Raw genomic sequence first — 25,767 nt, forward strand, 5'->3', positions numbered from 1 at the left:
CGTGGCTACGACCTATGACTTCCCGAGTGACCTCCTCGCCGGTCAGGAGGAGCTGCATCAGGTCCGGGCCGAGCTGTCGGGCCTGCTGAAGCGGCTGCCCTGGTCGGTCGAGCCCCTGGACGGGTTCAGCGACACGGGCGGCTGGCGCAAGGTGGAGCGCCCCGCCTCCCCCGGCTGGACGCCCGACGAACAGGCCGAGGTGGAGAAGCTCCGACAGCGGGAGCACGAACTCGCGGTCTTCGTCAGCGGCCACCGTTTCTGGACGGAGGTCGCGGCGACGGAGCGCGTGGAGACGCGGATGAAGCTGAAGCACGCCCACGAGACGCCACGGGCACCGGCGGACGACAAGGAGGACAATGGCTGAGACAAGCCTCAAATCGCCGAAGCAGCCGCGGCGAGCGAGGCAACCGAGAGGCGGCGATCAACCATGGCCGACCATCCGCACGCACTCCTCGTCCGCAAGGGCTACGACGCCTTCGTCCGCGGTGACATGGACACCCTGCGCGCCCTGATGTCCTCGGACGCCACGCACCACGTCCCCGGCACCCACCCGTTGTCCGGCGACTTCAAGGGCCAGGACGCGATCATCGACATGTACGGCCAGCTCTTCACGCGGACGAACGGCACCCTGCGCATCCAACTCCGCACGATCCTCGTAGACGGCCGAGGCCACGCGGTCGCACTCCACCACGTCACGGCCGAACACGCGGGCAAGCACATCGACGAGCCCGGAGGCATCGTCTTCCGCATCCTCGGCGACAAGATCACGGACCTGGACGAGTGCGTCGAGGACATCGACAGGTCAAACGCGTTCTGGTCCTGACCCCGCCCGGAACGCCCTGGCCCTCAACTACGGCTTCCGCAAGACCCGTTGGGCCAACACCAAGGCCGCCACAACCCCCACAGCACTCGCAGCTCCCACGACCGCGACCCCGCCGGCACGGGCACCGGGACCGGCACCGCTACTGGCGCCGACCGCCCGGAAGCCACGCGTCGACCGCCACGACAGCACCGACCACCGCGACTGCGCGGACAGCACGGACCCCGTACTCAGCCACGACCCGGCCGAGACCAACGACAGGGCCGAGCCGATCGACCCGACCGACAGCGCGCTCCCGATCGACCCGACGGACAGGCTCGACCCGACGGACCCGATGGACAACACCGACCCCACCGAGCCGATCGACAACACCGAGTCCTTCGACCAGAGGGACAACACGGAGCCCGAGGCGGTCGTGCCAGGATCACTCATGCGCCCATCCTGCCCATCACCCCCGGAAACCGCGACACCTCCGCACGAAGCCGCCGTTCAGACGCCGCGCGGACGACGGACACCCCGTACGAGTTCGGCCGTGGCCTTCCACAGCGCCCCCTGAACGGCTTCGCCGCGCCCCGCCTCAGGGCACCGCAGAGCCTTCGCGCCCTTGGCGGCGAAGTAACCACCGGCACTCTCGGCGAACGCGGGATCCGGGTCGGTCGCGAGTTTCACGATGATGTCGGCACCGTGCTGGGGATTGCCGATGTTCAGCGAGGTGAGAACCTTCTCCAGGGCTCCGGCGAGGGGCAGTTCGCGCCCCAGGCCGGTGGTGTTGAACCCGGGGCAGCAACAGGTGACAGCGACACCCGCGCCCTTCAACTGACGCCCGAGTTCCTGCGTGAACATGATGTCCATCAGCTTGGAGCGGCCGTAGAGCAGGCTCGAACCGCGGCGCGTGAACTCCGCCGTATCGGTCAGATCGGCCTGCGGATCGACGGTACCGGCCCGCAGCGAGGCCCGGGAGGCGACCGTGACGATCCGGGCGGGCGCGGACGCCGCGAGCCGTTCGCGCAGGGTGTCGGTGAGGACCCAGGGCGCGAGGTAGTTCACGGCGGTCATCTCGGCGTGGCCCTCGGAGGTGACCCGCTGGGAGAAGGCGTGCAGGCCCGCGTTGTTGATCAGTACGTCGATCCGCGGATACCGGGCGACGATCTCCTCACCCACCCGCCGCACCTCGGCGAGCAACGACAGATCTGCCAGAAAGACATCCACAGAGGCGCCCGGCGCAAGCCGCTCGATCTCCTCCCGCAACGCATCCGCCTTCGCCCGACTGCGGGCGACGACACCGAGGCGGACACCGCGCCGAGCCAGCTCGAACGCGGCGAGCCGACCCATACCGTTCGTCGCACCGGTCATGACGATCACGGGCGGCTGGTCAACCATGCGATTCACCTCCTGGTCGTATTATTGAGGTACCTCATCAAGTCCACGAACAACGTAACACTCGATGAGGTACCTCACCAATGAAGCCCGAAGGAACGAGGACCGAGGAACAATGACACCGAGCGACCACACCCCGCCCCCCGCCCCCACCGAGGTCGGACTGCGCTACCTGTCACTCGGACACCACCTGCGCAAGACGGTCGACGACACCATGACGGCCGCCGGCCTCTCCCTCGCCCGTACGAAGGTCCTCCAGGTCCTCGAACTCCGGGGCGCCGTACGCCAGTCGATACTGGCGCAGGACTTGGGCCAGGCCCCCCGGTCGGTCACCCAGAGCATCGAGGCGCTGGAACGCGAGGGACTGATCGAACGGACGCCGGACCCCGACGACGGCCGATCGAAGCTGGTTCGCCTCACACCAAAAGGCACCACGGCACTGACGGCGGGGACAGCGGCCGGAGAGGAGGCACTACGGAAGGTCTTCGGCCCGATGGAACCCGCACAACTGGCAGCACTGGACCGCCTCTTGGACACGATCCAGGCAGGCCTGCCGACTCCGCCGCGACAGCCGTGACGACGCCAACTCCCCACCCCGAAAGGGGAATGTCAGGGATAGCCTGACGCCATGACCGATGCCGAAGACGCGTCCTCCGTACCGGCCTCACCCGAGCTCCACAGGCTGTCACCCCGCGACGAGTCACGCGTGGCCCTGGCCCTGACGCTCCGTCAGATGGCCGACGCGGTCCTGGACGCCGTACCGGTCGAGCCCGACCCCGCACCGGGCGACCTGCTCCGTACCGCCCTGAGGCTTCAGCGTCGTACGGAGGACGTGGTGCGGGAGGCGGTGGTCGCGGAGCGCGAACGCGGCACCACGTGGAACCAGATCGGTGACGCCGCCGGCATCACCCGGCAGTCCGCCCACGAGAAGTGGTACAGCGACGTCCACGGCTGGGCGGCCATCGGGCGCAGCGCCCTGCCGCCGGAACTGAAGACGCTGGAGGTGGCGGCCGAGGCGGACGCCCGCTACGCCAGGCTGCGCCCCGACCGACCGCACGCGGTCACCTCGGGCCTGGACGCGATCCGCTTCCCCGGCTCCCACGCCTACGAGGCCAGCCTGCGCGCCCGCGGCTCCGCCCTCCACATCCGCCGTACGGACCTGGACGCGCGGGCCACCCGACTCAACGACGAGTACAGCGACTTGCACGCCCACGGCCCGACCTCCGCACCCGCCGGAGACGACCCACTCCTGATCGACACCCACCGCGGCCACGCGGACGCGGTACGCGCCAACCGGCTGGCCATCGCCGCGGTCCACGACGAGATAGCCACCCTCTACGACGAACTCGCCACCGCCGAACCGTCCTTGGCGGACGAACACCACACCCAGTCCGCCTGGCACCACAACGCCGCGGACCAGGCCCGCAGTTACGCCGACCTCCTCAACGGCAAGAAGGGCTAGCCATCCGCACCGTGCGGCGCGCTCCGTAGGATGCCGTGCATGACCGGGAGCGTCGTGCTGTGGGACTTCGATGGGACCTTGGCGTTCAGGGACGGCAGATGGCGCGGGTGTCTGGTGGAGGCGCTGGGTGAGGTCGCGCCCGGGCATGGTGTGGTCGGTGCCGATGTGGCGCCCGGGCTGCGTGCCGGCTTTCCCTGGCATCGGCCGGAGAGCGGGCATCCTGGCCTGGGCACCCCTGACGCCTGGTGGGACGCCCTTCAGCCGCTCTTCGTGAAGGCGTATGTCGGCGCGGGTGTCGATGCCCTGCTGGCTGCCCGCGCCGCAAGCGGCGTGCGGGCTCACTACATCGATGCGAGCCGTTGGGCCGTCTTCCCCGACAGCCTCGCCGCGCTGGAAGAACTCTCCGCCGCCGGCTGGCGCCACGTCATCGTGAGCAATCACGTGCCGGAACTGGATGGTCTGCTTCGCGAGCTCGGGCTCGGCGGGTACTTCGCGGCCGTCGTCAACTCCTCGCTGGTCGGCTGGGAGAAGCCGCACCCCCGGATCTTCGAGGCGGCGTTGGACCTGGCAGGGCGTCCCGAGCGGGTCTGGATGGTCGGCGACAACCCGGTGGCCGATGTCGCCGGCGCCCAGGCACTCGGAATCCCCGGCATCCTCGTCAGTCCTGGAGACAGTGGGCTGCAACCCGCTGTGCGGCGCATCCTCAGTGGGGATGTGGATTCCGAGTGGACTTCGACTGCAGAAAGAGGCCTCCCGGAGATCTCCCCGGAAGGCCTCTGACCTACTACTCGATCCTGGTGGGCGCGGACGGTTTCGAACCGCCGACATTCGCCTTGTAAGGGCGACGCTCTACCCCTGAGCTACGCGCCCAGGACGAGTCGACAGCCTACATTGCCGGGGGGCGTGTCCTGCAAACCCGTATCGGGAGGGAAGAAGCTCCGGGGGAGGTCAGGGCACTCCCGGGGGTTTACCCCACCCCGAGTCCGGGAGCGCGCCGGATGCCCCGGCGGAGCGCCGCTCCCTACGGTCGAGGGGAGCCGTAGGAGTCACCGGGACTCCGCGTCCGTCCCAGGGGGAAATCACCGTGACCCGCACCGCTGTCCGCACCCATACCCGCACCACCCGTACCCTCACCGCCACCACCACCCTCGCCCTGCTCCTCCTCGGCGCCACCGCCTGCGGTACCGCGTCCGCCGGGGACGACAAGCACCCCGATCACCGCACCTTCGCGCTGGCCGGCCGTACCCTCACCATCGACTCCGACGACTCGGCGCTGGAGGTCGTCGCCGGGGACTCGAACCCGGCCGGGAAGATCGAGGTCACCCGGTGGTGGCAAGGGAGCGTGGCCATCGGGTCGGATCCCAAGGTGACCTGGGCGATGAAGGGCGACCGGCTGGTGCTGCGGACGAAGTGTTCCGGGGTGATCGCCGACTGTTCGGCCAAGCACCGGATCGAGGTGCCGCGCGGGGTCGCCGTGAAGGTGGAGGACGGGGACGGGAGTGTGCGGGCACGGGGGTTCGCGGACGCCCTGAGCGTGCGCACGCACGACGGGTCCGTCCATGTGACCGACTCCACCGGGCCGCTGGTGCTGCACAGCGGGGACGGGTCCCTGCACGCGGAGGTGTCGTCCCGGCAGGTGCGGACGACCACCGGTGACGGATCGGTGCACCTCGAACTCGGCGCCGTACCCGACCTGGTGGAGTCCAGCAGCGGCGACGGGTCCGTGACGATCGCGTTGCCCACGGGCGCCGCCAAGTACCGCGTGACCACCAAGACCGGGGACGGATCGGTGGATGTGTCCGCGCCCCGGGACTCGTCGAGTTCTCATGTGGTGACCGCCCACACGGGCGACGGGAAAGTCACGGTGCGGAACGCGAACTGACCGGCCCGTGTGTTCGTCCTCTACCGGTGGGAGAATGACAACGGTCAGGATGGAAGACACGGGAGAGGGATGTGACGGCGACACCAGCGCAGCCGTATTCGCCGCTCACACGGCTCCGGCCCCAGCCGGGGCCCCGGCACGGTTCCGCCGCCGACCGTGCCCCACATCTCGACGCCACCCTCCGTGACCGGCACCAGAGCGTCCCCGCACGTGACCCGCACCGCAGCACAGCCACCCGCGCCGCCCTCGACACCCTCACCCTGATCGGCCTGCCGCTCTTCGCCGCGCTCGCGCTCACCCTCCCCGCCACCTTCGCCGGCGGCGGCACCCGGCGCTGGTTCGGCGGGCGGGCGGAGAGTCAGCGGGCCGAGGCGCAGGCGGCGAAGGACGCCGCGGCCGCCGCGTTCTACGAGCTGGACACCGCCCAGCGGGATCTGCGGATCTCGATAGACACCATCACCGCGGTCGACGACTCGCCGGCCGCCCGCCGCGCGGTCACCGATTTCGAAGCGCTGGGCCGCCGCATCGACGAGGCCAGCGGGGGGTACATCAACGCCGTCGACGCGCACGACCTCGACCGCGACGACCTGGAGGCCGCCGCAGCGAACCGCGCCCGCACCGAACTGACCGCCGCCAAGGACCAGTTGGGCCAGGTCAAGCAGGAGCTGGACCGGTTCGAGAGCGGACTCGGGCCGCTGCTCGGCAAGGCCGAGACGCAGCTTGCCCTGCTGGCGCCCGCCGTCGAGCGGGCCCGGCAGGCGCTGCTCGCCGCCTCCAACGCCCTGGACGCCGTACGGGCGTCGGGGCTGCGGGCCGACGATCTCGCCGCCCGGCTCGCCGCGCTCGGGCCGGAGCTGACGAAGCTGAACCAGGGCGCCGGGCAGCACGGCGTACCGCAGACGCTGGAGCGGGCGACGCGGGTCGCCCGGGAGGCGGAGGCCATCAGGGCCGAGGCCGACGGGCTGCCCGAGCGGGCCGCCGAGATCGACCACCGGCTCGTGTCGCTGCGCACCCGCGCCCAGGCGCTGACCACCCGCGCCGGTCAGGTCGACCCGGTGCTCAGCGAGTTGCGGCGGCGCTTCTCCGCCGCCTGCTGGCAGGACCTCCAGCAGGTGCCGCAGCAGGCCGGCGAGAACGTACGGCAGGCCGAGCTGAAGCTGAAGGAGGCGCAGGCCGCCCGGGACGCGCAGCGCTGGCCGGACGCCACGTCACTGCTGTCGACCGTACGGGCGCTGCTGAACACCACCGACGAGGCCGTGTCGGCCGCCGGTGACCGGTTGCGCCGGCTGAACGCCGTGCAGAAGGACCCCCAGCAGGAGATCGACCGCACCCGCTTCGCGATCCGCGACGCCCAGCGGCTGGCGATGTCCGGCCGCAGCACGCCCGAACCGCGCCACGCCCGTCCGCTCGACGACGCCGTCGCCCGCCTCGACCGCGCGATCGCCACGCTGGAGGGCCGTCACCCCGACTACTGGCACTTCCTGACGGAGACGGAGGCCGTACGGCAGTCCGTGGCGCGGGTCGTCGGCCAGATCCGCGAGGAGCGCGGGACCCCCGGACACAACTGAGGCTCCTCTCCTGCGAACACCGGTCTCCTACGACACCAAGGCCTCCCGCAGCACGTCCCGCAGCGGTGTCGGCGGCCTCCCGATCAGCTCGCCCAGCGCCGGGCCGACCTCCGCGAACTCGCCCTTCCTGCTTGCCTGGAAGAGGCCCACGAGCATGTCCGCCTGTTCTTCCGGTACGCCGTGGGAGACCAGGTCCGCCCGGTACTCGTCGTCGGTCACCGTCACGCGCTTGATCGTGCGGCCGGTGATCGACGAGGCCAGTGCGGCCACATCCGCGAGGTCGAGCGCCTCCGTGCCGGTGAGCGGCGGGGTCACTCCGTCGAACCGGCCCTCCTCCGCCAGCGCCAGCGCCGCCGCCTCGGCCAGGTCGGCGTGGGCCGTCCAGGAGACCGGGCCGTCCTGCGGGGCGGACAGTTCGCCGGTCTTGAGGGCGGCGCCGAGGAGCATCACGGTCGTAGCGGCGTAGAAGCCGTTGCGCAGGGACGTGAACGGCACGCCCGACGTGCGCAGCGCGGCCTCCGTCTCCGCGTGGTCGGGCATCGGGGCGAAGGGCGAGGCCGGGTTCGCGCCCATGTGGCTGGTGTAGAGGATGCGGTGGGCGCCGGACTCACGGGCCGCCGCTATCGCCGCGCGGTGCTGCCGCAGCGCCGTCTCGCCCGTGCTCGCGGCGGACACCAGGAGGATCTGCTCGGCCCCCTCGAAGGCGTCGGTCAGGCTCGCGGGGTCGTCGAAGTCGCCCCGGCGGACCCGGACGCCCCGCTCCGCCAGCCCCTTGGCCTGCTCCGGGTCGCGGACGCTCACGGCGATCCGCTCGGCGGGGACCCGGACGAGCAGCCGCTCCACTGCTCCCCTGCCGAGTTGCCCATTGGCTCCGGTCACAACAATCACGACGACCTCCGCAACACCCACAACGCTTCCATCGCTAACCAGATCGACATTAGCATCGCTACCGAACGAGCGCTAACGATATTCTGTTAGCGTTCCACCCATGCACGCCGACGACGACCGCAGCCCCCGAGACCGCATCCTCGCCGCCACCGCCAAGCTCCTCACCGAGGGCGGTCGCGAGGCCGTGTCGACGCGGGCCGTGGGCAGTGCGGCCGGTGTCCAGGCGCCGACCATCTACCGGCTCTTCGGCGACAAGCAGGGCCTGCTCGACGCGGTCGCCACGGAGGGCTTCGCGGCCTATCTCGACAGCAAGACCGACCTGGCGCCCACCGCCGACCCGGTCGCGGACCTGCGCGCCGGCTGGGACCTGCACATCGGTTTCGGTCTCGCGAACCCGGCGCTGTATCTGCTCATGTACGCCGAGCCCCGCCCCGGCGCGACCCCGCCGAAGGCCGCCGTCGCGGGCGCCGAGATCCTCGCCGGGCACATCCACCGCATCGCCGAGGCGGGCCGGCTCCGCGTCGGTGAGGAACGTGCCGCCCAGCTCGTGCACGCGGCCGGCAGCGGTACGGCGATCAGTCTCATCGCCCTGCCCGAGGACCGCCGCGACCTCGAACTGTCCACGCTGGCACGGGAGTCCGTCATCGCCGCGATCACCACCGACGCCCCGGTGAGCGACTCCCCCGGCCCGGTCCCCGCCGCCGTCGCCCTGCGCGCCGTACTCCAGCGGACCGACGTCCTCACCGACGGCGAGCTGAGCCTGCTGCGGGAGTGGCTCGACCGGATCGCCAAGGATCCCCACGCGCCCTGAACCCGCACCACGGCGGTGGGCCGGCGCACCGGCCCGGTGCGCCGCACGGATGTCAGCGAACCTGACCCTCATAAGCAGCGGCCGGGATTCCGTCAGCGCGGCTGGCATCCTCGCCAACCGCCGCCCCTCGCCGACGAGGCCGCCTCCGGCACCCTGTCCGTGGACCCGCCGCCCATGCCGCCGACCGAGGTGGAGCGGGCATGGCGCACCTCGACCGCCCCCGGCCGACGGAGCATCCTTACCCGCGGACCTCAGGTCCGGTAGGCGTAGTGCGCCGAGTTGGGATACACGGCGATCAGATTCGACAGTGACCGCCGGCAGCTTTCGGTGTCGTGGTAGGTGAGGTACGGGACGCCGCTGGACCTCCGGTAGGTGGCCATCGTGGAGTGATCCTTGGACCTGTCCTTGTCGAAGTCCGTCTGGCAGGCGTTCGCCAGCAGGGTCATCCGCTACGCGGTCTGCGTGAACCGCGACCACTCATTGACCCCGACCCATGAGTCGGACTGCCCCGAAGTGCCGCAGTACTAGGCGCCGTAGTCCTCACAGACAGTTCGTCCCGCCCGTTGGCTTCTTCGGGTTCGCGGGCGCCGGACAGCTGATGTCGGCACGGGGCGCGTCGATGATCGCGGTAGAGGTGCGCTTCAAAGTCGCCGTGGTGACGGGCTCGTCGATCTCCTGGGGGCCCTGTCCGAGGAGCGCAGCGCGGTCAGCTTCCAGGTGCCGTCCGGCTGGACGGTGAAGGTCAGCCGGTGGTGCGCCTTGAAGCCGGTCGTGGCGGGCTCGTCGCCGCGGATCTTGTCATACGTCAAGGTGGTGGTCTCGGTGACCTGGACGGTCGTCGTGCCTCCGCGTATCCGGGTCTTGTTCACGGTGACCTCGGTGTCGGCGGCGCTGTAGGCCTCACCGAGCGCCGCAAGCCGGGCAAGGGGTGCCGTGCAGGCCCGACACGGCGCTGCTCTCGGTCCGCGTCAGCCCGGTGGTCGGCCGCACCTTGCCCGTCAACTTGGCGGCCGTGGTGGCTACTTGGGGGCCGGTCCAGTTGTGCCGCCGTACGGTCCGAGAGCACAGCGTCCGCCGCGCGGGGTCACTACGAAGTCAAGCCGGGGCGCGCGGGTCCGTCGGTCGCTGTCACGGTACGGTGTGCGGCAGTCGATCGCCCGTTCTGTGACCGCTGACCAACAAGCCTGACCAACAAGGGGGTTTCATGAATCACCGCCGCCTGCGCCACCGTCGAAGACTGATCGCCATATCGGCCGGTTCGGCGGGTGCGCTGGCCGTCGCGCTGGGTTTGGGGCTGACGTCGGCGATGGCCACCGGGAAGACGCCGGACAAGCCCGCGGCCACCGCGTCCTCGTCCGACCAGACCCCGCAGTGGGCGCCCGAGAACGACGAGGCGCCGCTGGGCCGCAACAAGGTCGTACGCCCTCAGACGCTCGCGGCCGACCGCAAGGCCGCGTCCGCTCTGCAGCTCAAGATTCCCGCACCGAGCGGGAAGTACAGCGTGGGCATGGTCGGCCTGCACCTCGTCGACAAGTCCCGTACGGACCCGTACGTGTCCGGCAGCAAGTCCCGCGAGCTCATGGTCTCGCTCTGGTATCCGGCCACCGCCACGTCCGGGCACTATCAGGCGCCGTGGATGCCGTCGATATCCGGCGCCCACTTCCTCGCCACCCGCAGGCTGTCGCCGCAGCTGGTGACCCTGCCGACCACGGCGGGTCATGTTCTCGCCCCGGTGAACACCGCGCTCGGTAAGCTGCCCGTCCTGCTGTACTCGACCGGGCTGCACTCGGACCGCGCGATGGGCACCGCCCTCGTCCAGGATCTCGCCAGCCGCGGCTACCTCGTCGTCACCGTCGACCACACCCACGACGCCAACGAGGTGCAGTTCCCCGGCAACCGGCTTGAGGTCAACAAGATGCCGGCGGGCACCCACTCCTCCGACACGCTCAAGGTGCGCGCGGCCGACATCAAGTTCGCCATCAACCAGCTCAAGACGCTCAGCACGGGCGGCAACCCGGACGCCGGCAAGGCCACGCTCCCCAAGGGGCTGACGAAGTCGGTCGACATGTCCCGCATCGGGATGTTCGGCTGGTCGCTGGGCGGCGCGGCGGTCCCCACCGCCATGCAGCTCGACAGCCGTATCGACGCCGGTGCCAACCTGGACGGCCAATTCTTCGGGACGGCGCCGAGCAAGGACCTGAAGCGCCCCTTCATGCTCTTCAGCTCCGGCAGCCACAACCGCAACAACGACGCGTCGTGGCGCACGATGTGGTCGCACCTGAAAGGATACAAGGTCGACATCAAGCTCAAGGGCGCGGCGCACCTGTCCTTCAGCGACAACGAGTGGATGGTGGCCCAGGAGGCGAACCTGCTCGGGCTCTCCAAGGCGCAGCTCCAGCAGCAGTACGGCACGATCGACCCGACCCGCGCGATCGCGGTCCAACGTGTCTATCTCGCGGCCTTCTTCGACCAAGAGCTGCTCAAGAAGCACAGCACCCTGCTCGACGGGTCCAGCAGCAAGTACCCGGAGATCTCGTTCGTCCCCTGACCTGACGACTGATCGGACATCCGAAGGGCGGGTCCTGTTCGAGGGTCCGCCCTTCGACGTGTCGGGTGTGGTGGCCAGCATCCGCCGGCCGCCACCATTGGCCCGTTCACACGTACGACACTGGAGCGATTGTGTGATGGTAATGTGACGGCGCAAGGCTAGAGCGTTCGATTGGTCGAACACTCGGGCGCCTGGTGCCAGTTGTGGAAGGATCCCTGCCCTGCCCTCCGCCCCCCGGGCGCCGCGCCGACACCGCATCCGCCGCCGCGCCGATATGCCGATACTGGGCGGGGTGCGCCCGCCGATCGCCTCACTCATCGCGCTTCTGCTGGTGGTCGCCGCCCTGACCATGATCAGCCTCAACGACATCCATGCCGGGCGGGTGCCGCAGGCCGTGTCGGACGGGGAGCAGCAGATCGCCGCGGACACCGCACTGTCGATGCGCACCACGATCGACGCCGAGGCGCGCACGGTACGCCGTACGGCCAACGCCTACCCGGCGACGAGCACATCGACCCCCGTGACCGCGTTCAAAGGTCTGGCCTCCGCCAGGAAGGCGATCCTCGGCGGTGTGCTGCTCGACGCGCGCACCGGCAAACTGCTGGCGGCCGGCGGAAGGACCGTGCAGCTGGCCGGAGTGAACGTCGTCAAGACGGCGTCCGGGCACGGGGCGATCCCGCCCCGGCTGGTGACGTCGGGCGGCACACGGCAACTGCTGTACTTCGCCAGGCTCACGCTGCCCGCGCAGCAGGATGACGCCAACCAGGACCAGAACCAGGTCCTGAGCCAACGGCGGTGGCTGCTGGTGGTCTCCGAGGCGCTCCCCGGCCCCGCGGTGTACGGCGACGGACGCACCGCCCAATTGCTCGACGCGGGCGGCACCGCGCTCGCCACCGCGTCCCACGGCACGGCGTCACCTGCCGCGGCCGACAGCGGTCTGCCCTCGGCGGCGACGAGCGCGGCGAAGGAGTCGGCGCGTGACACCGACGCCTCGGGAAGCCTGCTGGGCGCCGCCACGGGCAGTCGGCGCACGGTGGCCGGCTGGGCCCAGGTCGCTTCGACGACCGGTCCGGGCGACACCGACGACCTCGGTCTTGTGGTGCTCACTCACCACGCGGTGCCCGCCACGACCACCGCCGTCGACTATTCGGGCTTCGCGCTCCAGGCCGCGGGGGCACTGGCCGTGCTCGCGCTGCTGCTCGGGCTGGCTCTGCACTTCTTCCTGCAGCGGCCACTGCTGCGGTTGTACCTGTCCGCCGGCCGCCTGGCCCGCGGCGCGACCGAGGACGGGCCGACCGCGTGGGAGGAGCTGTCCCGGCCGGTGCCGGTGCACGGCTTCGGGGAACTGGCCCGGATCGGGCGGGCATTGGAGTCGCTGCGCCGACAACTGCTCGGCGAGAGCGGCCCGCAGGAGATCCCGGGCCGGCGCGGACCGGGCTACCGCGCGCTGGCCGTGGTCGGTGTGCTGGTGGTGGCCTGCTGGACAGTACCGATGATCTTCGTGCTGAACCGGGCGGACACCGCGACCGCGGTTCCGGCTCCGGTCCTTGCCGTACAGCAGACGCGTACCGAGATCGCGTCGAACCGGGTCCGGCAGTCCCTCGACCAGCTGTACACCGACCTGAGCAACGCGACTGCGAGCCTGCCGGGCACGAGCCGGGCCGCCCAGGCCAAGGTTCTGCGGCACACCCTCGCCGACCACAAGCAGTTCCGCTCGCTGTATCTCCTGGACCGCTCGGGCGGCATCACGCTGCGCGCGGGCGACACACCGCTGCGCACCCTCGTCCACGTACCCGACGGCGGCGGGATCACCACCGTCAACACCTCGGGCCGGATCCCGGCGATCGCCGCCTACGCCCAGGTACCGACCGCCAAAGGCAAGGCCCCGGCCGCCGGGGTGGTCCTGTTCGGCGAGATCGACGTGAAGGCACTCAACTCCATCCTGACCAGGCCGAAGCTGGGCAGCGTCTGGGTGACGGACGACAACGACAAGGTGCTGGCGGCGAGTGTGGGCTACCGCGCCTTCCAGTCACTGCCCGACTCCGGCCTGAGCCGTCTCGCCCGCGCCACCCAGGGCGCCCCGGGGACCGCGGGCACCGCGATCTCACGGGTGCTCCACACGTCCTCCGGCCCATCGGTCGACGCTGCCGCGCCGCTGGCACAGAGCGGCCCGACTGCCCGCCTCGGCTGGCACGTGGTGACCGCGGAACCCGCAGCCGCGCTCCAGATTCCCGCGGTGCAGGCCGAGCAGCGCACCATGCTCGCGGGGATCCTGAGCCTCACCCTGGGCTCGGCCTGCATGGGCTGGCTGTACGTCGTGGTGATCCGGCCGCTCCGCTCGGTCGCGGTACTCGTCGAGCGGCTCGCCGGCGGAGACCGCCGCACCGTGCTGCACCCGGTCAACCACGACGAGATCGGCTCGGTCACCCGCAGCCTGGAACTGATGCGCCAGGCCCTGGCGGAACGCGACCGGGCGGACAGATCCAGCCACGCAGCCGGGCCCTCCCCGTCCCTGCGTCAGACCACCCTCCAGCGGTAGTAAGGACGGAATCGACGTGCTCTTCCTCTACGTCATAGTCCTGCTGTGCTGCGCCGGGCTGTGGATCGCTGGAATCGTGGAACAGCGGCGGCACTTCGCCTCGCTGGAACAGATACCGACGCGGGTGCTGGTCAACGGCATCCGCGGCAAGAGCTCGATCACCCGGCTGTGCGCGGGCGCGCTGCGCGGCGGCGGCCTGGTCACGGTGGCCAAGACCACCGGCACCGCGGCCAGGTTCATCCATCCGGATGCCACCGAGGAGCCTGTGTACCGCAAGTTCGGGCTGGCCAACATCGTCGAGCAGATCGGCATCGTGCGGCGGGCGGCGACCTACCGGCCGGACGCGCTGGTGATCGAGTGCATGGCGGTGATGCCCGCGCTGCAGGAGATCAACCAGGAGAAGCTGATCCGTTCCACGATCGGCGTGCTGTGCAATGTCCGCGAGGACCACCTGGAGGAGATGGGGCCGACGCTGGACGATGTCGCCCGCTCGCTCTCCCGCTCGATGCCGGTGGACGGGGTGTGCGTGACGGCGGAGAAGGACCGGCTGCACATCCTCCAGGAGGAGGCCGACAAGCGGAACTGCCGTCTGATCGCGGTCGATCCGGAGTCGGTGACCGACGCCGAGCTGCGCGGCTTCAGCTGGTTCACCTTCAAGGAGAACGTGGCGATCGCGCTCGCCGTCGCCGAACTGCTCGGCGTGGAGCGGCAGACCGCGATGCAGGGCATGTGGGACGCGCCGCCCGACCCGGGCGTGCTGTCGGTGGAACGCTATGTCACCCCCGAGGGCAAGCAGCTGCGGTTCGCCAACGTCTTCGCGGCCAACGACCCCGAGTCGACGCTGATGAACGTCCGGCAGCTGGAGGATCTGGGTGCGATCCGACGGCCGGTCAGCGTCGTCATCAACTGCCGCCCGGACCGGGTGGAGCGCAATGGCCAGATGGGCGCGATCGTGCCCGACCTCTCCGCCGAGACGGTGTTCCTGATCGGCCACCCGACCAAGAGCGCCCGCGACGCGATCCCGGCCGGTTTCACCGGGCGGGTGGTGGATCTCGGCGGCGACCGCCGGGACCCCGAGGGGGTGACCGAGGCGATCCTCGCGGAACTCGGCCCGTCCTCCTCGTTGGTGGCGATCGGCAACATCCACGGCCAGGGCGAGCTGTTCCTGGAATGCCTCGCCGGGCTGCCGCTGGATGACTCCGAGGAGCCGCTCGACGCCATTCCCCACGGCGACGGCCTGGACCAGGAGACCATGCAGATCGTGCTGGTCCGGCCGCAGGTCGCGATGGCCCGGCCGCCCGAGCCGGAGCCGTACAGCTGGGTGGCACCGCTGGAGACGACCCAGAGCATCCACATCCCGAATCAGCGCGAACTCGCCCGCCAGTTCGCCGCCCGCCAGAGCCGGCCCGACAGCCAGAGCGCCACAGACGACCCGCGCTACTCCTACGATCAGTCCCAGTCCCCGAGGAACCCGTGATCCCCGCCAACCTCACCGCACAGACCGCCGCGCTCGGGATCGCCCTCGGGCTGGTCTTCTCGCTCGTCTGCTATCTGACCACCAACCTCTCCCCCGGTGGGATGATCACCCCGGGCTGGATCGCCCTCACGCTCCTCACCGACGTGCAGCTGGCCGGGCTGATGGTCGTCGTAGCGGCACTGACGTACTTCGCGACGAAACTGCTGCAGCGCACGGTGATCCTCTACGGCAAGCGACTGTTCGCCGCCGTGGTGCTGAGCGCGGTGCTGATACAGACCACCGTGATGCTCGCCCTCAGTCACGAGTTCCCGCTGCTGTACACATCTCAGACCCTTGGCTTCATCGTCCCCGGTCTGGTGTCCTACCAGATGGTCCGTCAGCCGATGGCGGCCACTCTCATCTCGACCACAGCGGTGACGCTGGCCACGTATGTGGTGCTGGTCTCCGGTCTCCTGATCGGCGCCCTGCCCACCGGCTGACCCACCCACCGCCCTACTTCCAGGAGGAACGGCAATGCACTCCCAACCCGCCGGCAGACGCAGCCGTCCGACTCGCCGCGCCCTGCTCGGGACGATCGCGGGCGTGGCGGCAGCCGGGGTGGCGGGCGGATACGCCTGGGACCACCGGGGGCACAGCGACGACGACGGTGCTGCCGCCGACGGCACGGGTACCGGCTCAAGCACCGGGAAGCACACCTTCGAGCGGCTGTCCGCCCCCGCCCGCACTGTGGTCCGCAGCTCCGACGGCGGCACGCTCGCCACGTTCACCGACGGAGCCCGTACGGCCGTACTCACCGGGCCCGCCCGCACCTTCAGCGAGCGGCGGACCACCGAGGCCAAGGTGACCACGGACGCCTGGGTGCGGCTGCTGCCGCACACATGGCAGCAGGGCATGGAGAAGTCCGCCTGGTTCACGGGCTGGTTCGGCAAGACGCTCGGCGACACCGGCCCGGACGTCTTCGCGGTGGCCTTCCAGTACAGCAGCGCCGGGGCGGCCGACAAGCACAACGCCGACGACGTGCGCTACGCGGGCACCGCGCACTTCGGCCCGCGCAACGCCAAGGTCGCCAACCCACTGGACTTCGCCTACTACGACGAGAAGTCCGACTTCTACGACTATCTGGGCGTTCCCTGGGACTTCCCGGACGGCACGCGCGTGCAGCCGGAGCAGGCCCGCTACGGCTGCGTCGACTGCTCCGGCTTCCAGCGTCTGGTGTGGGGCTACCGCATGGGCTTCTCCGTGCACAACACCAACACCAAGGGCATCGGTCTGCCGCGCCGCGCCTTCGCCATCGCCGCCTACGGTCCCGGCCGCGTGGTGATCCCCCACACCGGCACGAAGCAGGCCACCGACCTGGGCACCCTGCAACCCGGCGATCTGGTCTTCTTCGCCATCATCAAGGACCGGCCGGACTTCATCGACCACGTCGGCATCTACATGGGCCTCGACGACAAGGGGCGCCACCGCTTCTACTCCAGCCGTTCCGCCGCCAACGGCCCGACCATGGGCGACCTGTCGGGCCACGCGCTGCTGGACGGCACCGACTTCTACGCCCGCGGCTTCCGGTCGGCCCGCCGCCTGTGATCCCGCCGCCAGTGCGCCGCAGCCCCACCTGACCTGCTGATCCGAGGACCACTGCTATGACCGCCATCTCCGCCGCCCGGCCCACCGGAGCGCACCGAGGCCGCCGGGCGGCGAACGGCCGATCCGGCCCGCCGGAAGACGCCTCGCGCTGGGAGCGCCCGGCGCTCGCCGCGGTGCTGGCCGTCGCCACGGTGCTGTACTCCTGGGGCATCGGGCACGCCGCGCTCCACCCCTTCTACGGCGCGGCGATACGTTCGATGGCCGGCGGCTGGCGTGCCTTCTTCTTCGGCGGGCTCGACACCCACGGTTCGATCAGCATCGACAAGCTCCCCGGCGCCTTCTGGCCCGACGCCGTCTCCGTCTGGCTCTTCGGCCCGCACACGTGGGCGGCCGCCCTTCCACAGGTCGTCGAGGGCGTGCTGACGGTATGGCTGTTGCACCGGATCGTACGGGCCTGGGCCGGGCCGTTCGCCGCGCTGGTCGCCGCACTGACGCTCACCCTCACCCCGGTCACCGTGGTCCTCAACCGGGCCACCATCCCGGACACCGCGCTCACTCTGCTCCTGGTGGCGGCCGCCGGAGCGCTGCAGAAGGCGGTGCGCACCGAGCGGCTGCTGCCGCTGATCACCTGCGGGATCTGGGTCGGGCTCGCCTTCCAGGCGAAGATGCTGCAGGCGTGGCTGGTGCTGCCGGTCTTCGCCGTCGTATACCAAATCGTCGCGCCCGGCGCGCCGTTGAAGCGGGCTCTGCGCTTTCTGCTGGGCGGTGCGGTCGCGCTGGCGGTCTCCTGCTTCTGGGTGCTGATCGCCTGGGCGACACCGGCCGCCGACCGCCCGTACCTCGACGGAACGTCCGGCAACGATCCGTTCGCCCTGGTCTTCGGCTACAACGGCCTGAGCCGCTTCAGCAGCGATGCCACCGCGTTCGGCGCCGTCGCCGGCACTGCCAACAGCCGCACCACCGGCAACACCGGCTGGAACATGCTGATCAACAACACGGTCGGTCCGCAGGTCGCCTGGTTCCTGCCTCTCGCCGTGCTCGCCGCGGTCCTGGGCGTCGTCTGGCGCACCGGGCAACCGCGAACCGACATGCCGCGCGCGGGATTTCTGATGTGGGGCGGCTGGCTGGCCGTGCACGCCCTGGTGTTCAGCGCCTCCAACGGCAACCACGCCTACTACATGGCCGTCATCGCCCCGGCGCTCGCCGCGCTGGCCGGCGGCGGACTCGCGCTCTTCCGATCGGAGTACCAGTCGGCGTACGAGCCGGAACACGAACCGGAGCAAAAGCCGGAACCCGAGCCGGAACACGAGCCGGAGCGCTGGTCGCCGTACGCGTCGCCGTACGAATCGGAGCAAGGGCCGGAGCAAGGGCCGGAGGACAAGTCGGGCGGCCGGCGGCACATGGCGCTGCCGGCGGCGATCGTGCTGACGGTGGTGTGGGCGCTGGTGCTCGACTGGCCGACCCGCTTCGTCTCCTGGCTGCTGCCGATCGCTGTGATGCTCGCGCTGTGCGGGGTGGTGGGCCTGTGGAGCCGCGGGCCGCGCACCTCCCCGCGGATGGTCCACGGCGCCCTCGCCGCCGGGATCGCGGCCACCCTGGTCGTACCGGCCGGCTGGGCCGTCTCCACCCTCAACCCGCTGTACGCGGGCGCCGCCACCGCGCCGATAGCCGGTCCGGTCGGCAACGCGTACTACGACAGCGTCCGTGCACACCACGCTCCGCTGCGGATAGGCATCGACCGGCCCAGCGCCCGCGACACCGCCCTGCTCGACTACCTCACCACGCACCGCAACGGCGAGAAGTACCTGCTCGCCACCCAGACCGCCTACGCGGCCGAGCCCCTGCTGCGCGCGAAGTCCGAACCCGTCCTCGTCATGGGCGGCTTCACCGGCAACACCCCCTTCCCCACCACCCAGCAGCTCGGCAGCCTCGTCACCGCCCACCAGCTGCGCTACGCACTGCTCACCACCCAGCGCCCCACCACCGCCACCACCACCTGGGTGAAGTCCCACTGCACCCGCATCCCACCCGCCGACTACGGTCGCCGCACGGGCGGCAGCTTCACGCTCTACGACTGCAACCGTTCCTAGAGACCGAGCGGTGTTCGGGGTGTGCGGCAGGGTCAGTACGAACCTGCCGCACGACAACCCGTGCGGGGGATGTCGACCTGGGTCTTCGTCAACGATGCTGCCGCCGCGCCCTGACCTCCAGCACGAGCACGGTGACCAGCGGCACCAGGCCCACGACAGTCAGCAGCAGCCCGACCGCGGAGGCGACACCGAGCAGCCTGGGCAGGATCGTCAGCAGTCCCCACAGGCCCACCACCATCTGCACCAAACGGGGATTGCGCAGGCCCGCAGCAGCGGGCGGCGCCTCCCGGCCCCGGTCCCGTACCAGACCGACCCCGCCGGCCACCCCCACGGCGACCAGCATGGCCAAAGCGATCCACAGCACGAGCGTCGTCGCACTGTCCATCTGCACTCCTCATCATTAACGCCGGAACGGAGCCCTGCGGGGCGGGGGACACACCCCCGCCCCGCAGGACCGGACGATCACTGATGCCAGACGTATCCCCCGGATGGGACCCACCTGTAGTGCCATCCGAACCACCACCACTGGAAGTGGTAGAACCACATCTCGATGTAGATACCGCGGTTGTGCCCGGCGTCATCGATATGGCTGAGTGCGTACGCGCTCATCGCCAGGATTGCGCCGATGACGGCGCAGACCGCTCCGGCGTAACCGCCGATGACGGTGACGAAGCTCGCCGCACCCGCTGCCGCGCACACGCCGGCCGCTCCGACACCGTCCCACATGGTGTCGATGAGCATCCGGGTCCGGTACTCGCTGAGGTACAGGTCGCACGTCTTCCAACGGCCGGACCGGGAACAGTAGATGCCGTTGCGGTTGCCCGAGGTGCCGTCCAGGTCGAAGCCCGTGGTGGGATTCTGGTTGACATAGTCGTAGGCGGTGGCAGATCCCTGGAAGACCGGGTCGGTCTGGAGGAAGCGGCCGAGTGACGGGTTGTACAGGCGGGCGCCCATGAGGATGTCGCCCGAGGGCGTCTCGCCGGAGCGCTGCTTGCCACCCAGCCAGCCGTAGCGCGAGGTGCTGGTACCGGTGAGCGGATTGCCGTACTCGTCGGCCGCCATCACCAGGACCGGGGTGGCGTTGTCGTTGATGGGCAGCACGATGTTGACGTCACCGTGCAGATTGGTGAGTTGCAGCAGGATGTCGCCGTTCGCCGAGGAGTAGACGGCGCTGAGGTCTCCGGCGATGTCGTTGATGTTGCGCGTGTACGCGCTCGTGCTCTCGCTGGTCCAGGAGGGCGAGTCCGAGGTGCCGTCGTAGTGGTTGGTGCGGGCCGCGGTCTGGGTCCAGCTTCCGGATGTGTTGGTTTCCGCCGTGTAGGACCGGTTGCGGCCCAGGGGGTCCAACTGCCAGGTGACGCGGCTGGTGCCGGAGGTCTGCTGGTAGGCCAGGTCGTTGGCGTAGTACGCGGTCGTCGTCCCACTCGGCTCAGCGGTCGTGCGGCCGAGGGCGTCGTAGGTGTAGCCGCTGTCGACCACACGGTCGGCACTGTCGTAACTGTGACTGACCGTGGTTCCGCCGCTGGTGGGGCAGGCCGCCTTGGCGGCGCCGACGGCCGTGGTCAGCCCCGTGCGGTTGGAGTCCTTGTCGAAGGCGTAGTGCCGCGTGGTGCAGGTACTGGTCGCGCCGGTGGTGGCGCTGGTGGTGAGGACGGTCTGGCTGACGTCCGAGAGGCGCTCCGCGGCGTCGTAGGCGTACGTGTTGTTGACGCCAAGACCTCCGGTGGTGGACTGGGCCCGGCTGACCTCAAGCCCGGTTCCGGAGTACCCCGCCTGGTCGGAGAGCAGCACGTTCCCGTTCGCGTCGGTGTAGACCCGGGAGGTGGCCTGTCCGGTCTCGTCCGTGGTGATCTTGAGCGTGATCGATCCCGGCAGGGACTCCGTACTCACGTTGCCATCGGCGTCATAAGTGGCGCTGAAGACCCCGGCCTTGGAGTCGGTCTGCGTCGTCGGCACACCGCGCGGGTCTTTACTGGTGTCGTAGGTGTAGGTCGTGGTCGACGGCGCCGAGTCGCTGGTCTGCGTGGGTCGGTCCAGGGCGTCGTACTGGACGGTGGCGGTGTTCGAGTCCGCGTCGGTCGAGGACATCGCACGGCCGAGTTGGTCGTAACTCATGGTGGCCGAGGCGCCGTCCGGCGTGGAGACCTTGGCCTGCAGGCCGTTGCTCGCGTTGTATGTCGTGGTCGTCGTCTGCACAGCCTGGCCGACACCGCCGGAGACCGCGAGCGTGATCTTGCGGTCTGCCGCGTCGTAGGTGACGGTGTTGATGCGGGTGACGCCGTTGGCGGTCTGGGTCACCGTGCTCGGCGAGCCGTACAGGTTGTACGTGGTCGTCGTGGTGGCCCGCTGGCTCGGGTTGGAGCCACCACCGGTGATGGCGCCGACCGGAGCGGTCTGGCAGACCAGGTCGGCCCACTCGGGGTGGCCCCCGCAGGGACTGCTTCCGGTAGCGGTGTAGTAGGTGGTCGTGGTGGCACCGGCGTCGGAGCCGGTGGAGGACGGCTGGGAGTTGGAGGTCACCCTGCCGGCGGCGTTGTACCCCGTTGTGGTGCTGATCGCCAGGCCTGCCGGGTCGACCGTGGTCTTGGTCGCCTGTCCCAGCGTCCAGTCGTAGGTGGTCTTGGTGGTGCGCGTGTCCGCGTCCGTGGCGTAGCCCGCGATGGTGCTGCCGGTGACGGCCGTGGTCACGAGAGCGGACGCATTCGCGGAGCCGTCGGTGGGACGTCCTTCGTCATAGGTGTTGTGGGTGTGTGTCCGGGCGGCGACGACGGAGCCGGCCGCACGGGCGGCGCTGGTACCTGAGGCGGCCAACGCGTGCTCCAGAGTGACCTGGTGCAGCGGGCCGTACGTGTCGGTCAGGAGCTGGCCGCTGCTGTCGAGGACGTTCACCGAGGACAGCAGGTTGGCACGCTGCGTGGTGGTCATCGCCGCCAGTCCGAGCACGTTGAGCTCGGTGTTGGTGCTCGCGGCCAGGGCGAGTTCGCGGTTGGCGGCGCTGAGCTGGCGAACGGGGTGCCCGACAGCGTCATAGTCGGTGGTGGTGACGTGCCCACCGGGGGAGGCCGTGTTTGACTCGCGCCCGTTGACATCGAGGTAGTGGATCTCGGCGCGAGTGTAGGAGCTGGAGGTGAGGTTCCCAGATCCGGTGTTGGAGGTGGGAACCTGATCGGCGGGGAAGACGGCCGTGGCGTCGGTCGGCGCATCGGACTGAGCCAAGGCGGCCACGTCCGAAGCGCTCATCGCGTAGGGGCCGCCCGCCGCGGTGGTGAGCGGCACGTCGTAGACGACGGTGGTGGTTGCCGTGCCGTTGGTCCACGACGCGGAGCCCTGGGTGAGGGTCGGGCGGGAGACGCTCAGCAGGCGTCCCGCGTTGGTGTCGCCGTTGGTGCCCGCCGTGCCGTAGGTGAACGTCCAGGGGAGCTGGCTCGGAGGCGTGAGTGTAGCCACTCGGCCGGCCGCGGTGTAGGTGTACGCGGTCACGAGGTTGGGCGTGATCTGCGGGCTCCACTCCTGGCGGAGGGCGCCGGTGGAGTCGTACGCGTACTGGGCGACGACCTTGGACGTCTCCGTACCCGTGGCCGGGTCGGTGGCCCACATGACGATCATGCTGACCTGGCCGGCGTAGTCGCCGAACGTACCGCTGGTCGTGCCCGTCGCGGTGGTCGCGGAGGCATAGCTCAGTTGCAGGACCCGGCAGCCCACCGCCGGCGTCGTCGGGGTGAGGCAGGACGCGTTGGTGTCGGAGATCGCGGACGTGGGCGCGGCCATCCGGGCCAGGCGCATCGAGGTGGTGGTGCCGCTGGTCACGGAGTCGAAGCGGTAGCGCACCGAGGTACCGCTGCCCGCCGGGCTCGACGAAGCGACAGCCCACACACCCGCCGTGGTGGAGGACTTGGCGAAGACCGTCGTCGTTCCCGAGGTGTCGGTCAGCGTGTAGGTGTCCGCGGAGCTGCTGTAGCTGAGCGTGTACGCCTCAGCGCCGGGCTCCGGAGTCCAGGACCCGCTGCTGGTCTTGGTGAACGAGACCTGGGAGCCGGCCGAGCCGACGAGTTGCACGGCGGTGGAGGTCACCGGGCGGATCTCGGTGTAGTCCGTCATCGCCGTCGCGGAAGCGCCCGCCAGTTGCCAGCCGGGCCCGAAGGGCGCGGTCTGACCGGCCGGCGGGGTCCCCAGGGGGCTGCGGGAATCGAGTGTCTGGGCGACCGACATTCCGAAGAAGGAGGTCTCCGGGCCGGACAGGGTGTAGTTGCCGGTCGACAGATTGAGCGTGCCCGGACCGACCGAGGCGCTGGCGGTCTGGGTGGCCGCGCGGTCCAGGGTGGCGGTGACGGCGGAGGTGTCGTGGCTCGCCGAAGAAGTGTCCGTGAACTCGGCACGGACCTGGACCGAGCCGTCATCGCCCAAGGTGCTGGAAACGTCCCAGACGAGCGGGGAGTTGGCGCCGCTCGTGACGGCCACCGGCCAACTGCTCACGGCGTTGCCGCCGGACGTCACGTCGCCGACCGGGATGGTCGTCCAGCTGTCCGTGGCGGATCGCCGGTACTGGAACTTCACCGACTGCCACGTCGATGACGCCGCGGCGGCGGTCAGTGTGACGCGCCGCGCGGTCCTGGTGCCGTCGGTGGGCGAAGTGACGGCGCCGTTACCCGCGTTGAAGCTGTAGACCGTCGATGCGGACAGGTTGCCGGCATTGTCGCGGGTGGAGACGGTCAGGGTGTGCGGGCCGTCCGCGGACGGGGTGACGCTGACGCTCACGGCGCTACCGGTGGTCGCCACGGAGTTCTGGGCCCCGGAGTCGAGCTGCCAGACGACACCGGAGGTGTCCGTGCCGCCGGAGGGCGGGGTGATGGTGAACGCGCCGCTCTGTCCGGCGCCCTTGCCCCAGCCGCCGGAGGGGTAGTCCGTGGAGGCGACCGTCGGCGCGCCGGGCTTGGTGGTGTCGATCGTGAAGACCAGTCCGTTCGGGACGGTCTGACGCGACCACAGGGAGCCGTCGTACCCGTAGGGCCACGCGGTGTAGGTGTGACCGTTCACCAGTGTTCCGGCCGCGACGGACGCGCTGGAGATACCTCCGGAGGCGGTCCAGCTGCCGTTGAGATTGGAGATGACCTTGGTGTTGGCGCCACTGGTGGTGTCGTAGACGTTCCACTGCGCCATGACGTTGCCGCCGTCGGCGTCGGTGACGGTCGACTGGAGCTGCGGAGTGGTCGTGTTGGTGAGGAGAGTCGTGGTGGAGCCGGAGACCGAGGAGACACCGGGCGCCACTGTGGGGGCGGACGGCATCGGGTACGAGTTGTAGGTCACCGACAGGTAGGGCACGTTGGCCGAGGCGTTGGCGGAGTAGAAACGCTTCCAGCTGTTGCTGTCCGTCTCGTCGGACGCCCTCAAGCCCATGTAGGCGACGTCGTAGCCGTTGTCACCGGCGTACTGGAGGAAGGTCGAGGGGTCGATGGAGACCCAGCCCTCCGCGCTGGAGGTGGTGCAGTCGCTCGAGTAGCCCTTGGTCTGGGAGGTTGTGGCGTATTTCGACTTCCAGACCGGCTGGTTCGACCAGACCGTGTCCGTGGAGGACTCTCCGGACTCCCACAGTTCCCAGGGCGACTGAACGCAGCCACCGGCCCAGTACTCGTACAGGTTCAGCGACGAGGACAGGATCTGCGTGTTGTCGAGCGGGAGGACCGGGAACTCCAGGAACGAGCGGGCTACGTCGGTGCCGCTGTCGTAGGTGCCCAGCTTCAGGTCGGTGGACGTGTACTCCGGGGCCGTGTCGGTGTTCTCCACCCACGTGTCCAGCAGGGGAGAAAGACTCGTGGAGGGGTCCACCGTGACCGGGTACTGCGTGTTGGGGTCGGCCAGGAACTTCGCGTCCGGGGCCAGGGTGAGATTCACCGTGTCACCGGACTGGGACATCGTCATCTTCAGCCGGGCGCGGTGCGGGTGCTCCAGGGACTTGGCGTCGACCTGCGCGTCCCACATCATCGGCGCCGGTATGGTGCCGACGACCTTGTGGTGGGCATCGGTGAACGTGATCGAGCCGTTCTTGCGCTGCTTGGCCGTCAGCCCCTTAGCGGAGACGGGAATGGTCACCGTGTAACCGGCCGTGGGGCGCGACTTGAGGATCACGTTCTCCTCGAAGCCGGTCCGCGTCGCCTGTACGGTCACATCCGCGCCTGGCGTGACGTTCGCGTAGGTGGCGGTGGTGCCCTTGAGGGACGGCTTGGGAAGCGTGCCCTTCCAGCCGACCGCTACCCGATGTTTGCCCGATCCCATGCCGGCCAGCACGGCATTCTTGCCACCGGGCGCGAGAACCAAACCATTCGGCTGGGCCTTGGGCGCCACAGCGCCATCGGCATTCATATGCAGGGTTGTATCGACATCAACCCATTTCCCGGCTCGCTTGAAGCGGACCGGCGCCGCATATGACCGAGTGGTCAGCGAGCCGTTCGGGTTTGCCCAAGTTGTGGTCTTGTCCGTGAGTTGGTCGAGAATCTCGACCTTGCGTTTACGCAGTCGGGCTGTCGCGAATGCCGATGCCGCGTCGGGAGCCGAGAGCGGCCCGGTGGAGGCGGGGCGGGGTTTCGCCACCGAGGTGGTGCGCGCCTTGTGAGCGGAGACGGCGAAGGCTTGTCCAGTGGTCGAGAGCGTTACGGCCGCTTCAGTGATAAGCAACAGCGTCAGTGCCGTTGCCATTGCCACCTGCCGAGGTGAGATTGACAGGGAT

Annotated in this window: 21 protein-coding genes and 1 tRNA gene; 14 read left to right on the forward strand and 8 right to left on the reverse strand. The window is 69.9% G+C overall.

The window, feature by feature from the left end; all coding sequences use genetic code 11:
* Position 1 precedes the first annotated feature (1 nt).
* Positions 2 to 364, forward strand: coding sequence for a hypothetical protein (locus ACFWP5_RS16405; RefSeq protein ID WP_384155952.1), 363 nt, complete (start codon positions 2 to 4; stop codon positions 362 to 364).
* 63 nt (positions 365 to 427) lie between these two features.
* On the forward strand, positions 428 to 823 hold the full coding sequence (locus tag ACFWP5_RS16410) for a nuclear transport factor 2 family protein (RefSeq protein ID WP_384155955.1): 396 nt from the start codon (positions 428 to 430) through the stop codon (positions 821 to 823).
* A gap of 27 nt (positions 824 to 850) precedes the next feature.
* Here the strand turns inward: ACFWP5_RS16410 and ACFWP5_RS16415 are convergent, their stop codons facing one another.
* Positions 851 to 1,252, reverse strand: a complete 402-nt coding sequence (locus tag ACFWP5_RS16415) for a hypothetical protein (RefSeq protein ID WP_384155958.1) — start codon at positions 1,250 to 1,252, stop codon at positions 851 to 853.
* Between the two features lie 57 nt (positions 1,253 to 1,309).
* Positions 1,310 to 2,200 (reverse strand): SDR family NAD(P)-dependent oxidoreductase, encoded by an 891-nt coding sequence (locus tag ACFWP5_RS16420; RefSeq protein WP_384155961.1) that lies wholly within the window; start codon positions 2,198 to 2,200, stop codon positions 1,310 to 1,312.
* 112 nt (positions 2,201 to 2,312) lie between these two features.
* Between ACFWP5_RS16420 and ACFWP5_RS16425 the strand changes: the two genes are divergently transcribed.
* From ACFWP5_RS16425 to ACFWP5_RS16435, 3 genes are read left to right on the forward strand one after another with little or no spacing between them, the layout of a single operon-like run.
* Positions 2,313 to 2,774 carry a MarR family winged helix-turn-helix transcriptional regulator gene (locus ACFWP5_RS16425; RefSeq protein ID WP_384155964.1) on the forward strand — a complete coding sequence of 154 codons (462 nt, stop codon included), beginning with the start codon at positions 2,313 to 2,315 and terminating at the stop codon, positions 2,772 to 2,774.
* 51 nt (positions 2,775 to 2,825) lie between these two features.
* Entirely contained in the window at positions 2,826 to 3,659 is an 834-nt protein-coding gene (locus tag ACFWP5_RS16430) for a hypothetical protein (protein ID WP_384155967.1), read from the forward strand.
* A 39-nt stretch (positions 3,660 to 3,698) separates the two neighbouring features.
* Entirely contained in the window at positions 3,699 to 4,439 is a 741-nt protein-coding gene (locus ACFWP5_RS16435) for an HAD family hydrolase (RefSeq protein WP_384155970.1), read from the forward strand.
* A gap of 15 nt (positions 4,440 to 4,454) precedes the next feature.
* Here the strand turns inward: ACFWP5_RS16435 and ACFWP5_RS16440 are convergent.
* Positions 4,455 to 4,529: transfer RNA gene (locus ACFWP5_RS16440), tRNA-Val, on the reverse strand.
* Between the two features lie 214 nt (positions 4,530 to 4,743).
* Here ACFWP5_RS16440 and ACFWP5_RS16445 point away from each other — a divergent pair.
* A complete protein-coding gene (locus ACFWP5_RS16445; RefSeq protein ID WP_384155973.1) occupies positions 4,744 to 5,541 on the forward strand; it encodes a DUF4097 family beta strand repeat-containing protein in 798 nt (265 codons plus the stop codon).
* A 71-nt stretch (positions 5,542 to 5,612) separates the two neighbouring features.
* Entirely contained in the window at positions 5,613 to 7,109 is a 1,497-nt protein-coding gene (locus ACFWP5_RS16450; protein ID WP_384155976.1) for a hypothetical protein, read from the forward strand.
* Positions 7,110 to 7,136: 27 nt separating this feature from the next.
* On the opposite strand, the gene ACFWP5_RS16455 is transcribed toward ACFWP5_RS16450, so the two are convergent.
* On the reverse strand, positions 7,137 to 7,997 hold the full coding sequence (locus ACFWP5_RS16455; RefSeq protein WP_384155979.1) for an SDR family oxidoreductase: 861 nt from the start codon (positions 7,995 to 7,997) through the stop codon (positions 7,137 to 7,139).
* Between the two features lie 100 nt (positions 7,998 to 8,097).
* Between ACFWP5_RS16455 and ACFWP5_RS16460 the strand changes: the two genes are divergently transcribed.
* The gene (locus tag ACFWP5_RS16460) at positions 8,098 to 8,808 is read left to right on the forward strand and encodes a TetR/AcrR family transcriptional regulator (RefSeq protein WP_384155982.1); all 711 of its coding nucleotides are present in this window, start codon (positions 8,098 to 8,100) and stop codon (positions 8,806 to 8,808) included.
* A gap of 251 nt (positions 8,809 to 9,059) precedes the next feature.
* On the opposite strand, the gene ACFWP5_RS16465 is transcribed toward ACFWP5_RS16460, so the two are convergent.
* Positions 9,060 to 9,254: a hypothetical protein gene (locus ACFWP5_RS16465; protein ID WP_384155985.1), complete on the reverse strand. Its 195-nt coding sequence runs from the start codon at positions 9,252 to 9,254 to the stop codon at positions 9,060 to 9,062.
* 195 nt (positions 9,255 to 9,449) lie between these two features.
* Positions 9,450 to 9,677 carry a hypothetical protein gene (locus ACFWP5_RS16470; protein ID WP_384155988.1) on the reverse strand — a complete coding sequence of 76 codons (228 nt, stop codon included), beginning with the start codon at positions 9,675 to 9,677 and terminating at the stop codon, positions 9,450 to 9,452.
* 335 nt (positions 9,678 to 10,012) lie between these two features.
* Here ACFWP5_RS16470 and ACFWP5_RS16475 point away from each other — a divergent pair, with 335 nt between their 5' ends.
* The 6 genes from ACFWP5_RS16475 (at position 10,013) to ACFWP5_RS16500 (ending at position 19,046) form a co-directional block, all read left to right on the forward strand.
* Positions 10,013 to 11,356, forward strand: a complete 1,344-nt coding sequence (locus ACFWP5_RS16475) for an alpha/beta hydrolase family protein (RefSeq protein WP_384155990.1) — start codon at positions 10,013 to 10,015, stop codon at positions 11,354 to 11,356.
* Between the two features lie 292 nt (positions 11,357 to 11,648).
* Positions 11,649 to 13,895 (forward strand): HAMP domain-containing protein, encoded by a 2,247-nt coding sequence (locus ACFWP5_RS16480; protein WP_384155993.1) that lies wholly within the window; start codon positions 11,649 to 11,651, stop codon positions 13,893 to 13,895.
* A 16-nt stretch (positions 13,896 to 13,911) separates the two neighbouring features.
* Complete coding sequence (gene pgsB, locus ACFWP5_RS16485; RefSeq protein WP_384155996.1) at positions 13,912 to 15,372, forward strand: poly-gamma-glutamate synthase PgsB; 1,461 nt, start codon at positions 13,912 to 13,914, stop codon at positions 15,370 to 15,372.
* Entirely contained in the window at positions 15,369 to 15,851 is a 483-nt protein-coding gene (locus ACFWP5_RS16490) for a poly-gamma-glutamate biosynthesis protein PgsC/CapC (RefSeq protein WP_384155999.1), read from the forward strand. The genes pgsB and ACFWP5_RS16490 overlap by 4 nt, the downstream gene beginning before the upstream one ends.
* 34 nt (positions 15,852 to 15,885) lie before the next feature.
* Positions 15,886 to 16,956, forward strand: coding sequence for an NlpC/P60 family protein (locus ACFWP5_RS16495; protein ID WP_384156002.1), 1,071 nt, complete (start codon positions 15,886 to 15,888; stop codon positions 16,954 to 16,956).
* A gap of 56 nt (positions 16,957 to 17,012) precedes the next feature.
* Positions 17,013 to 19,046, forward strand: a complete 2,034-nt coding sequence (locus ACFWP5_RS16500; RefSeq protein WP_384156005.1) for an ArnT family glycosyltransferase — start codon at positions 17,013 to 17,015, stop codon at positions 19,044 to 19,046.
* A gap of 88 nt (positions 19,047 to 19,134) precedes the next feature.
* Here ACFWP5_RS16500 and ACFWP5_RS16505 read toward each other — a convergent pair whose 3' ends face one another.
* A complete protein-coding gene (locus ACFWP5_RS16505; RefSeq protein ID WP_384156008.1) occupies positions 19,135 to 19,431 on the reverse strand; it encodes a hypothetical protein in 297 nt (98 codons plus the stop codon).
* Between the two features lie 77 nt (positions 19,432 to 19,508).
* Positions 19,509 to 25,316, reverse strand: coding sequence for an RHS repeat-associated core domain-containing protein (locus ACFWP5_RS16510; RefSeq protein ID WP_384156011.1), 5,808 nt, complete (start codon positions 25,314 to 25,316; stop codon positions 19,509 to 19,511).
* Between the last annotated feature and the right edge of the window lie 451 nt (positions 25,317 to 25,767).

The sequence above is a fragment of the Streptomyces sp. NPDC058469 genome, from assembly GCF_042721125.1.
GTDB lineage: Bacteria > Actinomycetota > Actinomycetes > Streptomycetales > Streptomycetaceae > Streptomyces.